The following is a 21,121-nucleotide window of genomic DNA, read 5'->3' as shown; positions in this document are numbered from 1 at the left end:
AAAATCATAACCTAACTAACAACATTACACAATCCAAAAATTGCTATTTCTTATTTATAATATCTTCCTACACATTTCATAACATCTATTCCAATAACTGCTGTACCATTTATCATATTTAGAGGTAATTCTTTATTTTTTAAATGAGGTGTAAATTTTTCCACTATTTTTAAAAGTGCTATTTTCTTTTCATCAAAATCCTCAACAATAGTTGCGTGTCCTTGTAAAATTATGCTATTAAATTCAGTATTTACATCACATGGATTTTCCACTCCATCATATAATAAAGATATCATTTCATCTATCTCAAAACATACATTTGGATTTAATTTTATATTATCTATTTTTTCTCCTTTTGGTAATCCATGTAAATATATCTTTTGATTATGCCATACGAAATGCATAGGTACAATATAAGGATAACCATCCTTTCCAAAACTCCCAATACGACCAACTTCAGCTCGTATAAATAACTTTTCAACTTCTTCTTGTGTAAGTAAATGTGTTTTTGTTCTATGTCTCATATATTTTTTCCTTTCAATTTTGTTACAACCTTTTCAAATCTTTTAAATCCCATTTTTATCTCTTTTTTTGATATATTCAATGGTGGCAAAAATCGAACAATATCCTTTCCTGATTTTAGTACTAAAACACCCTGCTTTAAAGATAACTTTACAATCTCATTGAGCTTTGTTCCATCTTTAAGTTTGAGTCCAAGCATAAAACCAAAGCCATTTTTTGATAAAAACAAAGATGGATATCTTTCTATAAAGTAGTCTAAATAATCATTAAAGTATTTAATGTTTGATTCAAGTTTTCCACTATTTTTATATTTTTCTAAAATATTTAAAACCTTAATTGACACGGTTGTCGAAAGATGATTTCCTCCAAAAGTTGAACCATGATCACCTTGCTTTAAAACATTTCTTAAATCTGTCATCATCAGCCCTATTGGAACTCCTGTTGCTAAGCCTTTTGCTAAAGTTATAATATTTGGTCTAATCTCATAATGATGTGACATTAGAAATTCTCCACTTCTATAAACACCTGTTTGAACTTCATCTATTATCAATAATAATTTCTTTTTTTTCAATACCTCACTTAACTTTTTTACTTGCTCTTTATCTTGCATAAAAATGCCGCCTTCCCCTTGAATCAGTTCAAGCATAACTGCAACAGTGTCATCATCTATTAAGTTTATCGCCTCATTTATATTATCAGCATAAACAAATCCATCAGGATAAGGTCCAAAATATTTATGTTTTTCCTCTTGTGCTGTTGCTTTTAAAGTTGCTATTGTTCTTCCATGAAACGAGTTTTTAATAGTTATAATTTTATACTTTGTTTTACAAAAAGCTGTATTTCCATATTTTCGAGCCAGTTTAATGGCACTTTCATTTGCTTCTGCACCACTATTACAAAAATAACACTGCATATCATAGGTGCTTAATGTAACTATTTTTTTCGCACATTTTTCTTGTGACTTTATATGGTAAATATTTGATGTGTGTAAAATTTTATTGGCTTGTTTAGTTATCGTTTTAACAACTTTTTTATCACAATAACCCAAACTATTCACACCAATTCCAGAAGAAAAATCAACATAATCTCTCCCTTTTTCATCATATAAAATAGAATTCTTACCTTTTACAAATGAGACATCTAATCTATTATATAATGGCAATAAATAATTGTTTTCGTTCATCTCTTCCCTTTTAAGTATGATAAAATGAAAACTGTTCATCTTCATCTTTAAATTTATATCTTTTTGACAATGAGTTTAAAAATGGCTTTCCTAATACTTTACAACTTAGTGCTTCGTTGGTTATTTTTTCATCTAATAATGGATTTACAATAAGTTGATTAAGTTTTTTAATACTTAAGTTGGGATATTTTCTCTTTTCTAAAATAAGCTCATCATTTACACAAACTACACCTTCATCTAAAACTTTTGCATACCAACCTGTTAAACCACTTTGAAAAATAAACTTTGTCATCTCTTTTTTATTTGTATTAGTACTTAATTTCCAACAAGGTTGTCTTGGTTGTGTGATTTGTATTCTTGATCCTCCCAGTTGATAAATATCTCCTATACAAATATCACTTTCAGTAATATTAGATAGAATTATATTCTCTCCAAAATGTGCAACACCATCAATATCAAAAGTTGTTTTTAACTGTTTATTAATTTGTTCATATGTTTTTTGTGAAAATAAGAATAGTGCTTTGTTTTCACCTCCATGATGTTTTAAATCACCTTGTTCATCATCCATAAATCCAGTTCTTGTAAGAAATGCTTTTTTTACAGGATATTTTCTTATTGCCGAAACAATTTTTTTCCTTTTATTATTTTCTAAATTTCGTGTAGTAACTCTTCCTGTTTTAATAAATAAAACTTTTGCTATTTTAGTTTCCAAGTATTCCTCCAATAACTCTATTTATTTAAGTTTTCAGGTGTTATAATAACATACAGCTGTAACTTACTCAAGGTACAAAAATTGATAAATAAAAAGGACAGTTATATATAAGCTTATTAATTCATCAACACCTTTATATATCCAACTCTATAATCAAATTAAAATTAATATTGAAAAAAATTTGCCTGCAGGAACAAAACTTCCTTCGATTAGACAAATGGCTCAAGATTACCAAGTAAGTAAACACACAGTAGAATCTGCATATAGTCAATTATTCGCAGAAGGATATATTGAAAGTTATCCACAAAGTGGATATTTTGTAAGTAAAGATATAGAAAACTATTTACCACTAAAAGAAACATTTCAACATGCTTTAAAACCAACTACTACAAATATTTTATATAATTTTTATCCTGCTCAACTACATAATGATAATTTCCCTAATAAACTATGGTCTAGATTACATAATAAAATTATGAAAGATATGATTAATTTTGGAAGCTATCCTCAAATGCAAGGTGAATATTCTTTTAGAGTACAAATATCAAAATATTTGTGTCACAATAGAGGAGTACAATGTAATCCTGATCAAATAGTCATATGTAGTGGATTTTCAGATGCAATGTTTATTATTGCTACAATATTAAAATCTTCTACTTCACAATTAGGAATTGAATTTCCAGGATATTCAGTAGTAAAAAAAGTATTCAAAAATCTTGATTATTCTATAGAAAATATTCCAATAAATTCTGATGGTATTAGTTTAGAACATATAGAAAAAAATAAGTGTAAACTTTTATATATTACCCCTTCACATCAATATCCAACAGGAGTAACTATTCCTATTGCAAATCGTTTTAAACTTATACAATGGGCTACAAAAAATAATGCCTATATTATTGAAGATGATTATGATAGTGAACTAAGTTATAACAATCGACCAATTCCTTCATTACAAGGAATTAACCATAATAATTGTATTATTTATACAGGTACATTTTCAAAATCTCTTTCTCCTGCTCTAAGAGTTAGTTATCTTGTGTTACCAACAATATTATTGCCACTATACAAAGAGAAATTTAATTTTCATTTCTCTGGTGTATCTATTGATACACAAAAAACGCTTGAATTATTTATTAAAGATGGTTATTGGGAAAAACACATAAGGAAAACTAGAATTTTAAATAAAAAGAAACATAACATTATGAAAGAATCTTTACTCTTTTATTTAAAGGATAAGATTAAAATACTAAGAGAAGGAAGTGGATTATCAATAGTTATTGTGCCTATTGTAAAAATAAATTGGGAAATACTTGAAAAAGAGGCAATAAACAAAAAAATAAAACTTTATTATATACATTCAGATTCTACTGCAACATTTAAAGCTATATGTATGGGATTTGGGAGCTTCTTAGAAGAAGAGATTCCTTTTTCTGTGGAAATTTTTTCAAAAGTTTTTTTACTGGCTATATGTAAATAATATTTTAATAATTATAGACTAATTTTTCTTTTATAACTATAGATTAAAAATTTTGTTAATTTTTGCTAATTTTCCCTAACTAAAATATTAATAATCTAATCATCAATAGGTTTGGTTTAATATATTCCATAATAGTATGATTTATCAACAAGAAATAGAACACAAAATTTTGAATAATCTCTTTCTTAACCACTAGGTTTTGAAACACGAAGTACTCAAGTAAGTTTTCCGTGTTCCATAAAGTGTTCAAAAAGTAAAAACTGCAAAGTTCCATAAACCTTAAGTGATTATGGAAGAAAAAAGTGAACTTTTTAATTTACTCATAATTTATTATTTTGACAAGGACTATTCAAGGACTTTTATATTTTATTTAAAACTTAAATTGGATTAGAAGTCTTATATTATGGTAGTTTAAAGGGAATTATAAACATATAAGTACTGGGACACCTAATCCCATTATTTACCTTTAATATTAAATATTTGTTTTTTGTTTTAATCGCATTATAAACGATAATGGCAAAGAGATAGATAAAATTTGTATTATTCTATATTTTGTTGAGAAAAAAGGTAAATAAATCATTATAAGAAAAATGATATACTTAGTCTTAAAATAAAATATAAGGAAGGTAATGAAAAAGTCTCTACAAATATTAGGAATTTTAGGAATATTCACAAGTTTAAGCGCAACAACAATATCGTTAAATGAAAGTTTTACAAATACTGCAAAAACTACCAGCTACAAAATTAATGTTTCTGCAGAAAATCAAAGTCTTAGTTTTAATACTATACAAAATAATATGGAATCAATACTAAAGAAAGTAAAAGATCTAAAAGAACACAAAAATTTAGACTGTAGTGGTGGGAAATACTCTATAAATCCAAATGTTGTTTATATTGATAATAAAAAAGAAACAAAAGGGTATATTTCTAATATAAATTTTACTTGTACATATGATGATACTAAAAGTTTAAATGAATTCATAAATTATTTGAATAAATCAAATATAAATAAAACATCAATAGGTACTTCTAATCCAATTCTTACAGAAGAAGAGATGTTAGTTTCATACAGAAAGTTAGAAAATCAAGCTTTTTCTTTTGGAATTGATTATGCAAAAAATTTAGAAAAATTATTTTCTAATAAAACTTGTAGCATTAAAGATATTAATATTTCTAAAGATCAAAGATATACACCTGTACTTAGAAATACGCTTATGGAAGCTTCAGCTTTGAGTAAAACATCTAGTATTGCTAAACCTATTGATGATTCTTTAGATGTGAAAATAAATACAAACTATACTTTTCTTTGTAAATAATAAAAGAGCGTTTAAGCTCTTTTATTATTATTATATTACTACTTTAATCTAATCATATCTAGTCACATAAGGTTTACCAAGTTATTGCGAGTTATACTACTGAAATATATGCTTAAATTTTAAAAGAAATAAATTATGAAAAATACTGATCTAAAAAATACTACCTATAAAATTAATCAAAAAGATAACAAATGAAAAATAATATATTTTCAGGTCTAACCGTTGGAATTATTGCCTTACCATTATCTATGGCATTAGCAATTGCAGTTGGTGTTCCACCACAAAATGGTCTTTACACTGCTATTATTGCTGGTATATTAGCATCTATATTTGGTAGTAGTAAAATAAATATCTCAGGACCAACTGCTGCTTTTGTAGTAATATTAATTCCAATTGTACATGAGTTTGGACTTGTTGGACTTTTATTGTGTGGATTAATGTCAGGATTTATTCTTGTATTAATGGGATTATTTAAACTTGGGAACTTAATAGAACTAATTCCTTATCCTGTTACTGTTGGATTTACAACTGGTATTGCTGTAGTAATTGCTACTTTTCAAATAAAAGATTTTTTTGGTTTAAAGATTGAATCTTTTACTGGTCATTTCTATGAAAAAGTTTATACCTTAATCAAAGCCTTTCCTACCTTTCAAATCAATGAATTAATTGTAGGAATAATAACTTTGGGCTTATTAATACTATGGCCAAAAGTAAAAACTAAAATACCAGCTCCTTTGATTGCTTTGTCAATAGTTACAATAGGAGTTTATTTATTTAACTCAAATAATCCAGATATTCAAATATCGACTATCTTTTCAACTTTTAGTTATCAAATAGGAGATATAAAAGGAAATGGAATTCCCCCTATTCCTTTGCAGTTTAATATTCCTTGGGCTAATTATTCAATGGCTGATTTAAATTTAGATTTATTATATAAATTATTGCCACATAGTATTGCAATTGCTATATTAGGTGCTTTAGAATCGTTATTATGTGCTGTAATATCAGATGGAATGACAAACAATAGAACAAATCCAAATAAAGAGTTAATAGGACAAGGAATAGCAAATATAGTAGTTCCTTTTTTTGGAGGTATACCAGCAACTGCTGCAATTGCTAGAACTGTTGTAAATATCAAATCAGGTGGAACAGCAAAAATTTCTTCGATTATTCATTCTATATTTATTCTTTTTTCAATACTATTTTTTGCTTCATATTTATCATTTTTACCTATGGCTTCACTTTCTGCTTTACTTTTAGTTGTTGCTTGGAATATGTCAGAAGTCAAACACTTTATAAAAATAATAAAAGTAGCACCCAAACATGATGTTTATGTATTATTAGTATGTTTTTCTTTGACTGTACTTCTTGATATGCAAATTGCTGTCGCTGTGGGAATGGGACTTGCTTCTATTTTATTTATAAAAAGAACTATAGAATTATACTCTATTGAACTTATTAATAAAGAGCACTCTATTGTTCATGAAAATATTCCAAATGATATTGCTATTTATAATATCAATGGACCTATGTTTTTTGGTGCAGCACAAAATGCTCTTAAAATACTAATTTCTACAAAAGAAGACATAAAAATTGTTATTTTAAATATGGAGCATGTAACAATGATAGATATGACTGCTCTTGTTGCAATAGAATCAATGATAGAGAACTTTGAAAGAAATGAAAAAGTTCTTATAATAACTGGCGTAAATAAGAGAATAATGAATAAATTAAATAAATTTGGGATTATTTTTGATTCAAAAAAATTAATTTTAAAACCTGATATTGATTCAGCACTAAAATTTTATAACTAAATTATTATTTTTAAATAATCAAAAGTTTCTTTTTATTTCCTTTAGCTATAATTAAATAATTTATTTAATCTAGGAATATAATGAAATTTTTTGATAATGAAAAAAATATATTAAATTTAATTAAATATGGTGCAATAGTACCTGTTATAATATTCTCATTTATTATTACATATATATTTATCAATCAAAAAAAACAAGATGTAAAAAATGAAGTTGAGATTTTAAAGGCAAACTATTTAAATGAAAATAAAAAGATTGTTAAATATGAAGTAGAAAATATCATTTCTTTAATAAATGATGAAATAAGTAAAGCAGAAGAGAGTCTAAAAGAATCTATTAAAAATAAAGTTTATGAGGCATACAAGGTAGCAAATATACTTTATACAGAAGAATCAAATGATTTTTTAAATGAACAAACAAGATCAAAAGAGCGTATATTAACAACTATTAAACATGCACTAACAGGAATGTCTTACAACAATAATAGAGGTTATTTTTTTATGGATGATATAAATGGTGTTAAGCTATTACAACCCTTTAATAAAGAATTTGAAGGGAAAAATATGCTTAATTATGAAGATGCAAAAGGTTATAAATTTGTAAAAAAGATATCTGAAACAATTAAAAATAAAACCGAGGCCTTTGATAAATATTATTGGTATAAACCAAATGACAAAACCCAAGCCTATGAAAAAATAAGTTTTTATAAATATTTTGAGCCATATAATGTAGTTATTGGGACAGGTGAATATACTCTGGACTTTCAAGAAAAAATAAAGAAAAAAGTTTTAGAGTGGATAACAAGATTTAGATATAGTGAAAATGGATATATTTTTGTATATGATTTAAATGGAAATTGTCTCTCTGATATTAGAAAAGAGTGCATTGGTCAAAATAGATTAAAAGTAAAAAACTCTAAAGGCGATTTTGTTGTAAAAGATATATTAAATTTTGCAAAAGCTAATAAAGAAGGTTATTTAGATTACTTATCAACTTATAATGCAAACTATAAATCATCTGCCAAAATCTCTTATATAAAGCTTTTTGAAAAGTGGAATTGGGTAATTGGTAATGGATTTTATTTAGATAGATTAAATTCAGTACTAAAACAAAGAGAAATTGAACTTACAAAAAATAGTAACCAAGTTATAAATAAAATATTAATTATTAGTAGTATTATGACACTTATTTTAATAGCTATTTCTTTTTATGTATCAAATATTATTGCTACAAAATTTAAAGAATATAGAGAAAATCTGGATTTAGAAACTAAAAAAACAATCAAAAATGAAATGTTATTGATTCAACAATCTAAAATGGCAATTATGGGTGAAATGATAGGTAATATTGCACATCAATGGAAACAACCATTAAGCTTAATAAGTATGTCAAATAGTCTTTTAAGACTTAACAAAGAAAATGAAAGTCATAATTCCGAAGAAGAGATTAGTGAAGCAATTGATAATATAGATAATTCAGTTGTTCATTTAACAACTACAATTGATGATTTTAGAAACTTTTTTAATCCAAGTAAAGAAAAAACATATTTTAATATAGAAACTATTTTTGAAAAAACATTAAAATTAATTAGCTCAGAATTTAAAACTAGCAATATTGAAATAGTAAAAAACATAAAAGAAACATACTTAAGTGGTTATCAAAATGAACTTTTACAAGTTTTTATAAATATTATAAAAAATGCAAAAGATGAATCTATAAAAAATCCTAATAAAACTCAAAAACAATATGTATTTATCGATGTTTTTGAAGATAAAACTTTTTTATATATTAAAATAAAAGACACAAATGGTGGGATTCCTAAAGATATTTTAAGTGATGTATTTAAACCATATTTCACAACTAAAAAAGAAATTGGTGGTACTGGCATTGGGCTTTATATGAGTAAACAAATTATTACAAATATGAATGGTGAAATAAATGCCACAAATGAAGAGTTTCAATATAATAATGAAACTTATATAGGTGCTCAATTCTCTATAAAACTACCCAAAAATACTTTATAAAGCCATTCCTTTTCAAAAAATAATTAAGTTATGTTTAAATAACTTATGTTATCTTTATAATAACTAACAAAATATAAATATTGTAATTAGTGATTAAACTCAAGTTTATATTCTTATAAATATAAGGGAAAAATATGCAAGTAAACTATCAAGAAATAATAGAAAAAAAGTATTTGCCAGAACTTTTTTTTAATAATAAAGATGAGCCAAGACATGTGGGTATTGAAATTGAGTACTCAAATCTTTCACTAGAAAAAAGTGCCAAACTTATATCTGAGATATTTGGTGGAAACTTAGAGAAAATCACAAAATATGAACTAAAATTAAAAGATACTAAATATGGAGACTTCAAATTTGAACTAGATGCCCAATTACTTCAAAAAATGCAAACTGATAATTTATTTGATAAACTTAGCAATATAATTGGAAGTGTATCACATAGTATAGATGATATTGTGGATAAAACATCTAAGCGATTTGTACCTTTTGAAATAGCAACTCCTCCAATACCAATTAAAGATTTAAAGGAAGCTGATAAACTAGTTGAAAGTCTTAGATTAAATGGAGCATTAGGGACTACACATTCACTTTATTATGCCTTTGGAGTTCATTTTAATATAGAACCACCAAGTCAAAATATAGAAGATGTACTGAGACTTTTTAAATCATTTTTAATTATTCAAAAATGGATAGAACTTCAAAGTGAAGTTGATATAGCAAGAAAGGTTTCACCTTATATAAACGACTTCCCCAAAGAGTATATTAAAAAAATTATTGATTTAGATTATAAGCCAACAAAAGAAGAGTTTCTGCAAGATTACATAAAATATAATCCTACAAGAAATCGTATTTTGGATATGTTACCACAACTAGCTTTTTGGGATGAGGAAGAAGTAAGAAAACATCTTCCAAAAGAAAAAATAAATCCAAGACCTACATATCACTATAGACTACCAAATTCAAAAGTAAATCTATTTAGATGGAATCTTTCTCAAGAGTTTCAATTATGGGTAATAGTTGAAATCTTAGCAAATAACGAAAAAGTATTTAATAAAATGAGTAAAGAGTTTTTGATTCAACTTGATTCACCTTTATTTAATAAAAATGAATGGATAGAACAATGTCATGGCTACATCACAGACCTACTATAATAGTAACAGGTCCTAAAAAAGGATTTGTTTCTAGGTTTTTTATAATCTTTTCTCTTTTTTTATGCGGAGCTCGTACTAAAATAATCACTCCAAATAAACCCTATGATGATTTGGAGATGGATGGATTACTCATAAGTGGTGGAAATGATTTATATAATGCTTTTATTGAAGATAAAACTTGCAAAATAGAAGATGTAATATCTTATGAAAGAGATGTTTTAGAGTATACACTTTTAAATAAAGCTGTAGAAAATAATAAACCAGTTTTTGGAATATGTAGAGGATATCAACTAATAAATATATTTTTTGGAGGAGAACTTTGCAAAGACATAAGAAGAGATGGATATGATTACAAATATACTCCACTACCTTGGAAAACTATAAGTGTAACAAAAGGTGGTATTTTAGATACATGTTTAAAAACTTCAAATTTAAAGATAAATACATTACACCATCAAGCTGTACAAAAACTACCTGAATCTTTTAAATTAGAAGCAGTTGATAAATATAATATTATTCAATCAATATCAAAAAAAGATGACAATAATTTAATATTTGGAGTGCAATGGCATCCTGAATATCTTTTTTACAAAAAGCAACATTTAAAGATTTTTAAAATATTTGTGGATACTGTTAAATCTAAGTTAAAAGATTAATTGTTTTTTTGATACTATTCACATACTAATTAGGCATTCTATTATTTTCACCTAAACCATTAAAAACAACTACTGATCTTCTTGAAGATACAATATGCCTGAACTCTATTAAAGGCAATTATAATGGAAAATTTTATACTTATTATTTTATGTATTGGATTAGGTTATTTGTTTCAAATACTTAAGGCATTTCCAGGAAATACTCCTGAAATTTTAAATAAATTTGTAATTTTTATATCAATGCCAGCTATGATACTACTTGAAATCCCTACAATGAATATATCTCTTACAATGATAATCCCAATAGTAATTGCATGGAGTGTTATGAGTATTACTGCTGTTATTACTTTTTATGTTTCAAGATGGCTTGAGTTTACAAGGGAAGTTACCGGTGCTTTGATGTTAGTGACTGTTTTGGGTAATACTTCATTTTTAGGTATTCCTTTGGTAAATGCTTATTATGGTCAAGAGGCTATGGCTTATTTACTTATTTATGATCAACTTGGTACTTTTATATTTTTAATCAGTTATGCAACTTTTGTTTTAACTTTATACTCAGGTAGTGGAAAAACAAATTTTAAAATTATTACTATCAAAGTTGTAACTTTTCCTCCTTTTCTTTCATTGATTGTTGGTCTTTTACTTATGGGAACAACTCTTTCACCTATGGTAATACATATACTAAAGATATTTTCAAATACTATTGTTCCATTGGTTTTAGTAGCAGTTGGATTACAATTACAATTTAAAATACCAGCCCATGATATTAAGCCATTTTTTGTTTCAAGTTTTATAAAACTAATTATTGGTCCAGCAATTGCTTTTGCTATTTGTTTTATATTTGGGTGGAGTGGATTACCAGCAAAAGTTTCAATTATAGAAGCTGCAATGCCAGCAATGATAACAGCAGGAGCTATGGCATCTATGGCAGGATTAGCTCCAAGATTGTGTTCTGCAATTGTAGGATATGGTATCATCTTCTCTTTTGCTACCACAGGAGCATTATATTTTATGATGCAATAAATTGGATATTTAAAATAATATTAGGTTTTTATATTGATTTTCTTCGTTATAAAGAGTAAAGTTTTGTATGGTATATTTCAAAAAATATTATAAAGGATAAAAATGTCAAAAATAGGAATATTAGTTGCAAGTGCAAGTAATAATAGAAAACTTGGTGATAAATTAAAAGAGTTAGCAACAATTGAAAATGTTGAAGCAGAAGTTATTAATTTAGTGGATTTAGACTTACCTCTATATAGTACTGTAGAAGAAGAAAGAAATGGAATTCCAGATACTGCAAAAGAATTAGCAAATAAAATTTTATCTCTAAAAGCATTTATTATTGTTGCTCCTGAATATAATGGAGTTATGCCACCAGTTCTTAATAATGCAATGGCATGGACTTCAAGAGCAACTGAATCTTGGAGAGATGCTTTTAATGAAAAAATTGTAGGATTAGCAACACACAGTGGTGGTGGAGGACAAAAAGGTCTTCAAGCTATGAGAATACAATTTCAGCACTTAGGTGCAAATATTTTAGCAAGAGAGCTATTAACAACTTATGAAAAACCTCTAAGTGAAGATAGTGCAAAAATTATGATTAAACAGTTAGTTAAACTTTCAAGAGACTAAAAAAAAGGCAAAGTTAAAATAACTTTGCCTTTTTTAATAACAGTAAAATAACTGTTATTTTTAATTATCCAAATCTTCCAGTAATATAATCTTCAGTTTTTTTCTCTTTTGGATTTAAGAATATATTTGATGTCTCATCATATTCTATTAAATCACCAAGATACATAAAAGCAGTATATTCACTAATTCTACTTGCTTGTTGCATATTATGTGTAACAATTGCAATACTTACTTCATTTTTAAGTTCAACTATCAACTCTTCTATAGCAGCCGTTGAAATTGGGTCTAGTGCAGATGTTGGTTCATCAAATAATAAAAGCTCAGGTTTTAAAGCAACTGCTCTTGCAATACACAATCTTTGTTGTTGTCCACCACTTAATCCCATGGCACTTTTATTCATACGATCTTTTACTTCACCATATAAAGCACTACCTTTTAAAGCCATTTCAACTCTATCTGATAGTTCAGTTTTATTTTTAATTCCAGATATTCTTAAACCATAAGCAACATTATCAAAAATACTCATTGGAAAAGGTGTAGGTTTTTGAAATATCATTCCTACTCTTTGTCTTAAAGATATAAAACTATTCTCTTTTTTTAAATCAAGAATATTTTCCATTTTTTTCTTTTTTTGATTTAAAAGCATCAATTTACCAGAATATTCGTTTCCAGGATATAAATCATGAATTCTATTTAAAGATCTAAGAAGTGTAGATTTTCCACATCCACTAGGTCCTATTAAAGCTGTAATTGAATTTTTTTTAATTTTTAAGTTAATATCATTTAATGATTTAGTTTGTGCCGAGGCATATTTAAAACCAAATTTTTCTATACTCATAATTGACATTTTATTTTATCCTTTGTGTCTTGTAATGTATCTTCCAGATAGGTTTATCATTAAAACCAATGCTGTAAGTATAAATGATGCTGCCCAAGCTAAATCTCGGCTTGCTGTAACTGGGTCATTTGCAAGATTGTAAATACTAACAGTTAATGAAGGGAAAGCTTCTGTTAAATCTAAACTAAAATAGTTACTTGTCTCACTTGTAAAAAGAAGTGGTGCTGTTTCTCCAATAATTCTTGCAAAAGATAAAAGTAACCCTGTCATAATTCCTACTTTTGCAGCTTTTATAACAATATCAAGGGTAACTCTATATTTACTAGCACCTAGTGCCATACCAGCTTCTCTTAACTCTCTTGGAACTAGAGATAACATATTATCAGTTGTATTAATAACAATTGGTATCATCATAATAGCCAAAGCAATACTTCCAGCAAATCCACTTGTTCCTCCCGTTGGAACAACAATGATTGCATAAACGAAAGCACCAATAACAATTGATGGAGCACTCATCATAATATCACTAAGGTCTCTTATAACTCTTACAAATTTTTTACCACCATACTCTTGTAGATAAATACCTGCTAACATTCCAATAGGAATACCAATTAGTGAAGCAATACCTGCAATAATAAATTGACCAATAATTAAATTTCTAAGTCCTCCATTTATTAAGTCATTAAAAAATAATGAAAGGTGAAAAGAACTCAATCCTTTTATTACTAAAGTAATTAATATCCAACCTAAAAAAGCCAAACCAATCAAAGCTGAAATAGTTGATAAAACTAAGATAAACTTATTTAAAAATAATCTCATTAGTTAACCTTTCTAAGAAAATAGATTTTTGCAATTGAGATAACTGTAAAACTTATTACAAAAAGTAAAAATGCTAAATAAAACAATGATGACATTGTAAGCCCTGTTGCTTCTCCAAAGTTATTTGCCATAGCAACTGGAATTGAAACAGTTGGATCAGTGATTTTTGTTGGCATTGAAAAAACAGAACCAATCAAAAATGCAACTGCCATTGTTTCACCTAAAGCACGACCAAGAGCAAGTATAATTGAACCAATAATTCCACTTTTTGAATAAGGGAAAATTACATCTTTTATAACTTCAAATTTTGTAGCACCTAAAGCATAAGCTGACTCTTTTAAAACATCAGGAGTCGTTCTCATACTATCTCTTGTAATTGCCGCCATAAAAGGAAGTATCATAACACCAAGAACAAGTCCAGCTGTTAAAAGTGACACTTGATATCCACCCACAATGCTTTGAACAATTGGAGCAAAATAAAACAAACCCCACATACCAAAAATAATACTTGGAATTGCAGCTAAAAGTTCTATTGCTATACCTACTATATTTGAGATATTTTTAGGAGCAATTTCTGCTAAAAAAACGGCTATTCCCATAGCAATTGGAAGAGCAAAAACCATTGCAATCAAAGTTGAAAGAATAGTTCCAACAATAGGAATCAATCCACCATAAATAGTCTTAGTCAATGAATCTGAATCATCAATTAAAATATCATCAAACGCATCATCTGATTCTTCTTCAACAGCTACAGTTGATTTTTTTGTAGATTCTTTTTTTGTAACTTTTGGTTCTGGTTCTTCTACAGTAATATATTTTGCCCAAGAAGAATCAGTAATAAAGCCCCAGCCATATTCATCCATTGCAGGTTTTGCTGAATTAAATAGACTAACAAATATTCCAATAAGAACTACTAGTACAAAACTTGCACTAATAAAAGAGAGATTTTTAAAAATTTTTTCCATTTACAACCAATACTTATAAATTCTAAAAAATGCATAAAATACACTTTTGAAAACTTATACTTTTAAGATAAGCTAAAAACAACTTGAACTTTAGTTCAAGTTGTTTAGTGTGACGATATTATTTAATACCTTTGTCAGCCCAATATTTACTAATTTTAGTTGTTAATGCATCTGGAAGAGGAACATAACCTAATTCACTTGCAAGTGCTTGTCCATTTTTATATGACCAGTCATAGAAAGCTGTAACTTTTTTATTCATTTCAGTTGCTTCTTTTGGTAATAAAATAAATGTTGCAGCAACGATTGGATATACATCTTTACCTGAAGGATCAGCAATTACAGCATAAAAATCTTTCTTAGGATCAAGAGCAGCTTTTGCAGCAGCAGCTTGGAAAGCTTTTAATTCAGGTGCAATATAGTGACCATCTTTATTTTCAACAGAAGCCATTTGAAGTTTATTGTTTGTTGCATCAGCATAATCAACATAACCAACAGAATATGGAGTTTGTTTGATAAGTGCAGCTACACCAGTATTTCCTTTACCACCAACATGGTGATTACCTGGCCAATTAAGAGACTTTTTAGCTCCAAAAGATTCTTTCCAGTCTTTAGAAATTTTACTTAGGTAGTAAGTAAAGTTAAATGTAGTTCCAGAACCATCAGCTCTGTGTACAAAAGTAATTTTTTCATGAGGAAGTTTTACACCTTTATTTTCAGCTGTAATAATTTTATCATCCCAATATTTGATTTTTCCAAGAGCTATTCCTGCAATTGCAGATCTACTCAAACTCAATTTTGAAATATCTGGCATATTATAACTCATTGTGATTGCACCAACTACACCTGGAAATTGATATAATTTTGCACTATCTAATTTTGTAGGATTTAATGGCGCATCTGTACCTGCAAAGTCAACTGCTCTTGCTTTTGCATCTTTAATACCTGCTGAACTTCCTTTTGAAATATAATCAATTTGAACACCTGTTGCTTTGTAATAAGCACCAATCCATGATTGATAAACACTATAAGGGAAAGAAGCTCCACTACCTTTTAAATCTGCTGCTGAAACTGAAGAAACTGTTAGCAATGCTGCTGCTAATAACGCGATTTTTTTCATTTGTTAATTACCTTTTTTTAATTTAGTGAGAGAATTCTAATCTTCTTTAATTACAAAACGGTTACAGTATTAATTAACAAACTTAAGAATAATTATTTAATTTTCAAATTACAAAGCTAAAAAAGCCCTGTAATTAAGCCATCATCATCGATATCGATTTTTTCTGCAGTTGGTACTTTAGGAAGGCCAGGCATCGTCATCATATTTCCAGCAATTGCAACTATAAAACCTGCTCCATTTTCTAGTTTTATATCACTTATTTCTATGATATGATTAATAGGTGCTCCTTTTAAAGCGGGATTTGTTGAAAATGACATTTGTGTTTTTGCCATACAAATAGGAAGTTTTCCATACTTATTTTGAAGTTTATCTATCTCTTCATGTACTTTTGAACTTGCAACTATCTCTTTTGCTCCATATATTTTTGTAGCAATTACTTCAATTTTATTCCAAATAGGAAGGTTATCATCATATAGATAATCAAAACTAGCTTCTTTATTATCAACAATCTCTATAATCTCACGCGCTAACTCTTCCGCTCCAGCTCCACCTTTTGCCCAATGACTTGAAATAACACACTTCACCCCTAACTCTTCACACTTTTTCTTTAAAAGTGAAGTTTCAGCATCAGTATCATGGGTAAAGTGATTTATACTAACAACAACAGGAAGATTATAATTTTTAGTGATATTGTGAATATGTCTTTGTATATTTGCAAAACCTATTTCAAGGGCTTCTAAATTTTCTTGATTTAGATGATCTGTTTCAACACCTCCATGATATTTTAGCGCTCTTACTGTTGCCACTAATACAACAGCAGAAGGTTTTAATTTTGAGCTTCTACATTTGATATTTAAAAACTTTTCAGCTCCTAAATCCGCTCCAAAACCAGCTTCCGTTACTGTATAATCTGCTAACTTTAGTGCTGTTTTTGTAGCTGTTACAGAGTTGCATCCATGGGCAATATTAGCAAAAGGACCACCATGAACTATAGCAATATTATTCTCTAAAGTTTGCACTAGATTTGGCTTTATTGCATCTTTTAAAACAGCTGCCATTGCTCCGTGAGCTTTTAAATCACTCGCATATACAGGAGTGATTTTATCAGTTTTATATCCAATAATTATTCGTCCTAGCCTCTCTTTCAAGTCAGCTCTATTTGTAGCTAAACAAAGTATTGCCATAACTTCAGAAGCTACAACGATATCAAAGCCATCTTCCCTTAAAAAACCGTTTCCTATCCCACCTTGTCCAATAGTTATTTTTCGTAAAGCTCTGTCATTCATATCTAAAACACGCTTCCATTTTATCCGTCTTGAATCTATATTTAAAGCATTTCCATGATGAATATGATTATCAATTAGAGCTGCTAATAAATTGTGAGCAACCCCAATAGCATGAAAATCGCCAGTAAAATGAAGATTTATGTCTTCCATAGGTACAACTTGGGCATAACCTCCACCAGCTGCTCCTCCTTTTAAACCAAAACAAGGTCCAAGTGAAGGTTCTCTTAAACATATAATAGTCTTCTTACCTATTCTATTTAAGGCATCACCTAATCCAACTGTTGTGGTTGTTTTACCTTCACCCGCAGGAGTTGGGCTTATGGCAGTTACAAGTATAAGTTTCCCCTCTTTATTTTGGTGACTTAAACTATCAACATACTCTAAAGAGAGTTTTGCTTTATAATGACCATAAGGGTCAAGATGTTCTGGGGGAATATTAAATTTTGTTTTTGCTAATTCAATAATTGGTATCATAGAGGCTTTTTGTGCTATTTCAATATCTGACATATGTATTCCTATTATCTAAAAATATGATTTTCTATTCTACACTATCTGCCTTTAGAAATATATAGATATTTTGTTAAATCTGTAAGTTTACTGTATATATTTTAACCATTGTTTTGTCTTCTTTTAGTTACAATACGGAAAAATATAAAGGCACTTTATGGAAATTGGAATATCGACACCAGCTTTACTTTTCCCTGCTATTTCACTACTTCTTTTAGCATATACAAATAGATTTTTAACAACTGGACAACTTATTCGTTCAATTAGTAGACAAGCGAGAGAACAAGAAACAGGTGAATTAAGAGGACAAATAGATAACTTAAAAAGAAGACTAGAACTTACAAAATGGATGCAATTTTTTGGAGTAGTATCAATGTTATTATGTACTATTTCTATGTTTTCACTTTTTTTAGAGTTTCATGATATTGGAAAAAAAATATTTGGATTGAGTTTGATTACAATGTGTATATCTTTATGTATATCGTTATGGGAAGTATATATCTCATCAAATGCTCTAAACTTAGAATTAAAAGATTTAGATAAAAAGTGTAAATAGAAGTTTTCTCAAGCTTCTATTTATTTAAAGTATTTTTCCAAACGATGAAAAAGTCCCTTCCAAGTCTTATCTTCCAAATGGCTTAGAACTTCATCTATCTTATATTCATTATCATTTAAAAATTCTACACTAACTTCATCTATTTTTTGGCTAAGTTCCCTTTCAAAAGTTTCTATATCTTCAGCATAAGGAGTATCTACATTTTTTAATCTTGGCATTTTTACATATCTAATTGCACCAAGAGCTTTTAACTCTTCACCCATAAACTCATCAAGTCCGGGTAAGTCTGTGCAAATAACTTTTACACCTGAAGCTAAGGCTTCAATCACAACCAAAGGTAAACCTTCAAAAAATGAAGGAAGAATAAATACATCACAAGTTCGTAAAAACACAGCAAGTTTATCTTGAGATATGGCTCCTAGATAATTAACTTCTGTTTTTCTTTTGCTTAGACTTTTTATAATATCTTGGCTCTCTTCAACATTTCCCTGACCTATCAAATTTAACTCAATATTTTGATAATTTTGAGTTTTATCAAGAGCATTAAGTAAATTAGGAACACCTTTATAATTACAGATTTTTCCTACATAAGCTATCTTTATCTTTTTATTTTTTTCTCTTTTTATAGGGAAAAACATATCAGGGTTATATCCACTTCCACTAGTAATTACTTGTGAATCCTTTACATCATGAAGCTCTACTATCTCTTCTCTTTGAGCAGAATTTAACGCAAAAAGATAATTACACTTTGGCACAGCTTTTTTTACAATAGGAACCAATCTAGGTGAGCGTTCAAGTTGCCGCAAGTCTGTTCCATGGCATAAAACCAGAACTTTCAAATTTGGAAATAAGTCTTTTATATATCCACATAAAAGCCAAATATGATTACAAATCACAACATCAGGTATGAAATCAACTACAGCTTTTTGAATAACCTTTTTAAATGCCTTTTCATACTTCTCATACATTTCTTCATCTAAATCACTATATTTAGTACTAGCATAAGGCATAACATCACTCATACCAACAACTGGAAAATTTAACTCATCACTTTCAAATAATACTGGATAAAAATTCTGAGGCTTTAGATTTTCTATATCAGGATTTTGCTCACTAATAGGAACTCCCGCAATCACTGCTTGCTCATGATTTTGTTCATATCCTGTTTTAAATAACTGTTGTAGAAAAACTCCACTTCCAGTTTTTCCAGATCTTTGTGCTAAAGCATGTAAAATTCTCATTTTTACCTCTGTTGATATTTTATAAGTGAAATCATAACAAATTAATTCTTCTTTTTAAATGCTTCTAGATTTGATTTATAAATAGAAGAGAAGATTAGATTTACCTCCTCTTTGGTTTTAAACTCTTTTTCTTTGGTTTTGTTGTTTACTTTTAAAGCAAATAATAAACTTATACAAATAAATAATACAAACATAGTTTTCATTTTAATTCCTTTTATAAATTATAAAGTTTAAAAGAAATTTTGTCTTTTTATTATGATTGAATATATTTATTAAATCGTGCTATTATTTTTATAATATTCTACTATTTCCAAATTTTGCTTACAAAATATGATAATATCTTTCCATGAAAAAAACTGATACAAAAAATGAACATAGACAAAGAATCAATGAAGTTCAATATCATATTTATAAATATCTTTCTATGAAACTTGTAATTGAAGATTTAGCAAAAATATCGTCATACTCTCCTTACCATTTCCAAAGAATATTTAAAGAAATAACTGGGAAAAGTGTTACGAATTATATAAAGGATTTAAGGTTAGATTGTGCTGCAAATCTTCTTATATTTAATCCTACATCATCAATTACAAATATTGCTTACAATTGTGGGTTTAAATCTTCAGCAACCTTTAGTAATGACTTCAAAAAAGTATACAAGAGCTCTCCTAATGAATGGCGAAAAGAAAAACACAAAAGCCATACATCAAAAGAGTATGAATTAAAAAATAGAAAAGTAGACTTTTCAAAAATAGAGATAAAAAAGATACCTGAAATAACTATCGCATATATGAGGCATATGGGTTTTGATAAGACTATAAAAAAAGGATGGCAAAAATTCTTATATCTTTTAGAAGAAGAGTTTGATATAAAAGAGCCAACGATGATGGCAATACACCATAGTAATCCCAATATTACATCAGTAGAAAAATATAGATATGTCACTTGTGTTGATTTGGAGGGTAAAAAAATAGAACCAAAAGGTGATATTGGATTATGTTCTATCAAGGGTGGACTATATGCAACTATTAGATTTCAAGGTGTTTGTGAAGATGTTCTAACTTTATATCAAAAGATGTATTATCAATGGATTCCTAGTAGTGAATTTGAAGCACTAGAAGGATCAGCTAGTGTTTTATATTACAAAAATAATTATCTAGATCCAAATGATGAGTTTGATATAGAGTTTAGAGTTCCTGTTAGGTATAAATAAAAGTTGCTCTCTTGAAGAGGTAAACCTCTCCGCTCTTTTCTTCTTTTATTGAAAAGAAGAAACAAGAAAGCAACCAGACGAATTGA

Annotated in this window: 20 protein-coding genes; 10 read left to right on the top strand and 10 right to left on the bottom strand. The window is 27.9% G+C overall.

Features of this window, described 5'->3' with window-relative positions; translation table 11 throughout:
* Positions 1-50: 50 nt before the first annotated feature.
* Genes LXN10_RS11635 through LXN10_RS11625 form a run of 3 tightly spaced genes read right to left on the bottom strand, consistent with a single transcriptional unit; the run spans position 51 to position 2,417 of the window.
* Positions 51-524, bottom strand: a complete 474-nt coding sequence (locus LXN10_RS11635; protein WP_129102058.1) for a pyridoxamine 5'-phosphate oxidase family protein — start codon at positions 522-524, stop codon at positions 51-53.
* Entirely contained in the window at positions 521-1,705 is a 1,185-nt protein-coding gene (locus LXN10_RS11630) for an acetylornithine transaminase (RefSeq protein WP_375723173.1), read from the bottom strand. The genes LXN10_RS11635 and LXN10_RS11630 overlap by 4 nt, the downstream gene beginning before the upstream one ends.
* A 10-nt stretch (positions 1,706-1,715) precedes the next feature.
* The gene (locus LXN10_RS11625) at positions 1,716-2,417 is read right to left on the bottom strand and encodes an MOSC domain-containing protein (protein ID WP_375723172.1); all 702 of its coding nucleotides are present in this window, start codon (positions 2,415-2,417) and stop codon (positions 1,716-1,718) included.
* An 88-nt stretch (positions 2,418-2,505) separates the two neighbouring features.
* Here LXN10_RS11625 and LXN10_RS11620 point away from each other — a divergent pair, with 88 nt between their 5' ends.
* The 8 genes from LXN10_RS11620 to LXN10_RS11585 all read left to right on the top strand — a co-directional run bounded on the left by LXN10_RS11620 (position 2,506) and on the right by LXN10_RS11585 (position 12,493).
* Entirely contained in the window at positions 2,506-3,897 is a 1,392-nt protein-coding gene (locus LXN10_RS11620; RefSeq protein ID WP_375725344.1) for a PLP-dependent aminotransferase family protein, read from the top strand.
* 629 nt (positions 3,898-4,526) lie between these two features.
* Positions 4,527-5,213 carry an SIMPL domain-containing protein gene (locus LXN10_RS11615; protein WP_375723171.1) on the top strand — a complete coding sequence of 229 codons (687 nt, stop codon included), beginning with the start codon at positions 4,527-4,529 and terminating at the stop codon, positions 5,211-5,213.
* A gap of 191 nt (positions 5,214-5,404) precedes the next feature.
* Complete coding sequence (gene dauA / locus LXN10_RS11610; protein WP_375723170.1) at positions 5,405-7,027, top strand: C4-dicarboxylic acid transporter DauA; 1,623 nt, start codon at positions 5,405-5,407, stop codon at positions 7,025-7,027.
* Positions 7,028-7,107: 80 nt separating this feature from the next.
* A complete protein-coding gene (locus LXN10_RS11605) occupies positions 7,108-9,051 on the top strand; it encodes a sensor histidine kinase (RefSeq protein WP_375723169.1) in 1,944 nt (647 codons plus the stop codon).
* 134 nt (positions 9,052-9,185) lie between these two features.
* Positions 9,186-10,202, top strand: a complete 1,017-nt coding sequence (locus LXN10_RS11600; RefSeq protein WP_375723168.1) for an amidoligase family protein — start codon at positions 9,186-9,188, stop codon at positions 10,200-10,202.
* Positions 10,172-10,858 (top strand): gamma-glutamyl-gamma-aminobutyrate hydrolase family protein, encoded by a 687-nt coding sequence (locus LXN10_RS11595; protein ID WP_375723167.1) that lies wholly within the window; start codon positions 10,172-10,174, stop codon positions 10,856-10,858. The genes LXN10_RS11600 and LXN10_RS11595 overlap by 31 nt, the downstream gene beginning before the upstream one ends.
* 123 nt (positions 10,859-10,981) lie before the next feature.
* Positions 10,982-11,881 (top strand): AEC family transporter, encoded by a 900-nt coding sequence (locus LXN10_RS11590; RefSeq protein WP_375723166.1) that lies wholly within the window; start codon positions 10,982-10,984, stop codon positions 11,879-11,881.
* A gap of 102 nt (positions 11,882-11,983) precedes the next feature.
* A complete protein-coding gene (locus tag LXN10_RS11585) occupies positions 11,984-12,493 on the top strand; it encodes an NADPH-dependent FMN reductase (protein WP_129101444.1) in 510 nt (169 codons plus the stop codon).
* A 64-nt stretch (positions 12,494-12,557) separates the two neighbouring features.
* Here LXN10_RS11585 and pstB read toward each other — a convergent pair whose 3' ends face one another.
* From pstB to LXN10_RS11560, 5 genes are all read right to left on the bottom strand, one after another.
* Positions 12,558-13,340: a phosphate ABC transporter ATP-binding protein PstB gene (pstB, locus tag LXN10_RS11580; RefSeq protein WP_375723165.1), complete on the bottom strand. Its 783-nt coding sequence runs from the start codon at positions 13,338-13,340 to the stop codon at positions 12,558-12,560.
* A gap of 6 nt (positions 13,341-13,346) precedes the next feature.
* Entirely contained in the window at positions 13,347-14,150 is an 804-nt protein-coding gene (gene pstA, locus LXN10_RS11575) for a phosphate ABC transporter permease PstA (protein ID WP_013134825.1), read from the bottom strand.
* On the bottom strand, positions 14,150-15,115 hold the full coding sequence (gene pstC, locus LXN10_RS11570; protein WP_375723164.1) for a phosphate ABC transporter permease subunit PstC: 966 nt from the start codon (positions 15,113-15,115) through the stop codon (positions 14,150-14,152). Before pstC ends, pstA begins: the two co-directional genes overlap by 1 nt.
* 118 nt (positions 15,116-15,233) lie before the next feature.
* Positions 15,234-16,232 carry a phosphate ABC transporter substrate-binding protein PstS gene (gene pstS / locus LXN10_RS11565; RefSeq protein ID WP_375723163.1) on the bottom strand — a complete coding sequence of 333 codons (999 nt, stop codon included), beginning with the start codon at positions 16,230-16,232 and terminating at the stop codon, positions 15,234-15,236.
* A 116-nt stretch (positions 16,233-16,348) separates the two neighbouring features.
* Positions 16,349-18,025: a formate--tetrahydrofolate ligase gene (locus LXN10_RS11560; protein ID WP_375723162.1), complete on the bottom strand. Its 1,677-nt coding sequence runs from the start codon at positions 18,023-18,025 to the stop codon at positions 16,349-16,351.
* A 157-nt stretch (positions 18,026-18,182) separates the two neighbouring features.
* On the opposite strand from LXN10_RS11560, the gene LXN10_RS11555 reads away from it, so the two are divergent.
* On the top strand, positions 18,183-18,581 hold the full coding sequence (locus LXN10_RS11555) for a DUF2721 domain-containing protein (protein WP_375723161.1): 399 nt from the start codon (positions 18,183-18,185) through the stop codon (positions 18,579-18,581).
* A gap of 20 nt (positions 18,582-18,601) precedes the next feature.
* Here the strand turns inward: LXN10_RS11555 and LXN10_RS11550 are convergent, their stop codons facing one another.
* Together LXN10_RS11550 and LXN10_RS11545 are read right to left on the bottom strand one after the other, a co-directional pair.
* Positions 18,602-19,822 (bottom strand): glycosyltransferase family 4 protein, encoded by a 1,221-nt coding sequence (locus LXN10_RS11550; RefSeq protein WP_375723160.1) that lies wholly within the window; start codon positions 19,820-19,822, stop codon positions 18,602-18,604.
* A 41-nt stretch (positions 19,823-19,863) separates the two neighbouring features.
* Complete coding sequence (locus LXN10_RS11545; RefSeq protein ID WP_375723159.1) at positions 19,864-20,025, bottom strand: hypothetical protein; 162 nt, start codon at positions 20,023-20,025, stop codon at positions 19,864-19,866.
* A 143-nt stretch (positions 20,026-20,168) separates the two neighbouring features.
* Here LXN10_RS11545 and LXN10_RS11540 point away from each other — a divergent pair, with 143 nt between their 5' ends.
* The gene (locus LXN10_RS11540) at positions 20,169-21,035 is read left to right on the top strand and encodes an AraC family transcriptional regulator (protein WP_375723158.1); all 867 of its coding nucleotides are present in this window, start codon (positions 20,169-20,171) and stop codon (positions 21,033-21,035) included.
* Positions 21,036-21,121: the final 86 nt, after the last annotated feature.

The sequence above is a fragment of the Arcobacter iocasae genome, from assembly GCF_042214795.1.
Classification (GTDB): domain Bacteria; phylum Campylobacterota; class Campylobacteria; order Campylobacterales; family Arcobacteraceae; genus Arcobacter; species Arcobacter iocasae.
The sequence above is the reverse complement of the archived record's forward strand: the minus strand, read 5'-3'. Positions and strand labels throughout refer to the sequence as shown.

Coding starts and splice junctions, on each gene's coding strand:
- LXN10_RS11545 (WP_375723159.1), bottom strand. CDS start 20,025: ATGAAAACTATGTTTGTATTATTTATTTGTATAAGTTTATTATTTGCT.
- dauA (WP_375723170.1), top strand. CDS start 5,405: ATGAAAAATAATATATTTTCAGGTCTAACCGTTGGAATTATTGCCTTA.
- LXN10_RS11605 (WP_375723169.1), top strand. CDS start 7,108: ATGAAATTTTTTGATAATGAAAAAAATATATTAAATTTAATTAAATAT.
- pstA (WP_013134825.1), bottom strand. CDS start 14,150: ATGAGATTATTTTTAAATAAGTTTATCTTAGTTTTATCAACTATTTCA.
- LXN10_RS11590 (WP_375723166.1), top strand. CDS start 10,982: ATGGAAAATTTTATACTTATTATTTTATGTATTGGATTAGGTTATTTG.
- LXN10_RS11585 (WP_129101444.1), top strand. CDS start 11,984: ATGTCAAAAATAGGAATATTAGTTGCAAGTGCAAGTAATAATAGAAAA.
- LXN10_RS11540 (WP_375723158.1), top strand. CDS start 20,169: ATGAAAAAAACTGATACAAAAAATGAACATAGACAAAGAATCAATGAA.
- LXN10_RS11550 (WP_375723160.1), bottom strand. CDS start 19,822: ATGAGAATTTTACATGCTTTAGCACAAAGATCTGGAAAAACTGGAAGT.
- LXN10_RS11635 (WP_129102058.1), bottom strand. CDS start 524: ATGAGACATAGAACAAAAACACATTTACTTACACAAGAAGAAGTTGAA.
- LXN10_RS11560 (WP_375723162.1), bottom strand. CDS start 18,025: ATGTCAGATATTGAAATAGCACAAAAAGCCTCTATGATACCAATTATT.
- LXN10_RS11630 (WP_375723173.1), bottom strand. CDS start 1,705: ATGAACGAAAACAATTATTTATTGCCATTATATAATAGATTAGATGTC.
- LXN10_RS11615 (WP_375723171.1), top strand. CDS start 4,527: ATGAAAAAGTCTCTACAAATATTAGGAATTTTAGGAATATTCACAAGT.
- pstS (WP_375723163.1), bottom strand. CDS start 16,232: ATGAAAAAAATCGCGTTATTAGCAGCAGCATTGCTAACAGTTTCTTCA.
- pstB (WP_375723165.1), bottom strand. CDS start 13,340: ATGTCAATTATGAGTATAGAAAAATTTGGTTTTAAATATGCCTCGGCA.
- LXN10_RS11555 (WP_375723161.1), top strand. CDS start 18,183: ATGGAAATTGGAATATCGACACCAGCTTTACTTTTCCCTGCTATTTCA.
- pstC (WP_375723164.1), bottom strand. CDS start 15,115: ATGGAAAAAATTTTTAAAAATCTCTCTTTTATTAGTGCAAGTTTTGTA.
- LXN10_RS11600 (WP_375723168.1), top strand. CDS start 9,186: ATGCAAGTAAACTATCAAGAAATAATAGAAAAAAAGTATTTGCCAGAA.
- LXN10_RS11595 (WP_375723167.1), top strand. CDS start 10,172: ATGTCATGGCTACATCACAGACCTACTATAATAGTAACAGGTCCTAAA.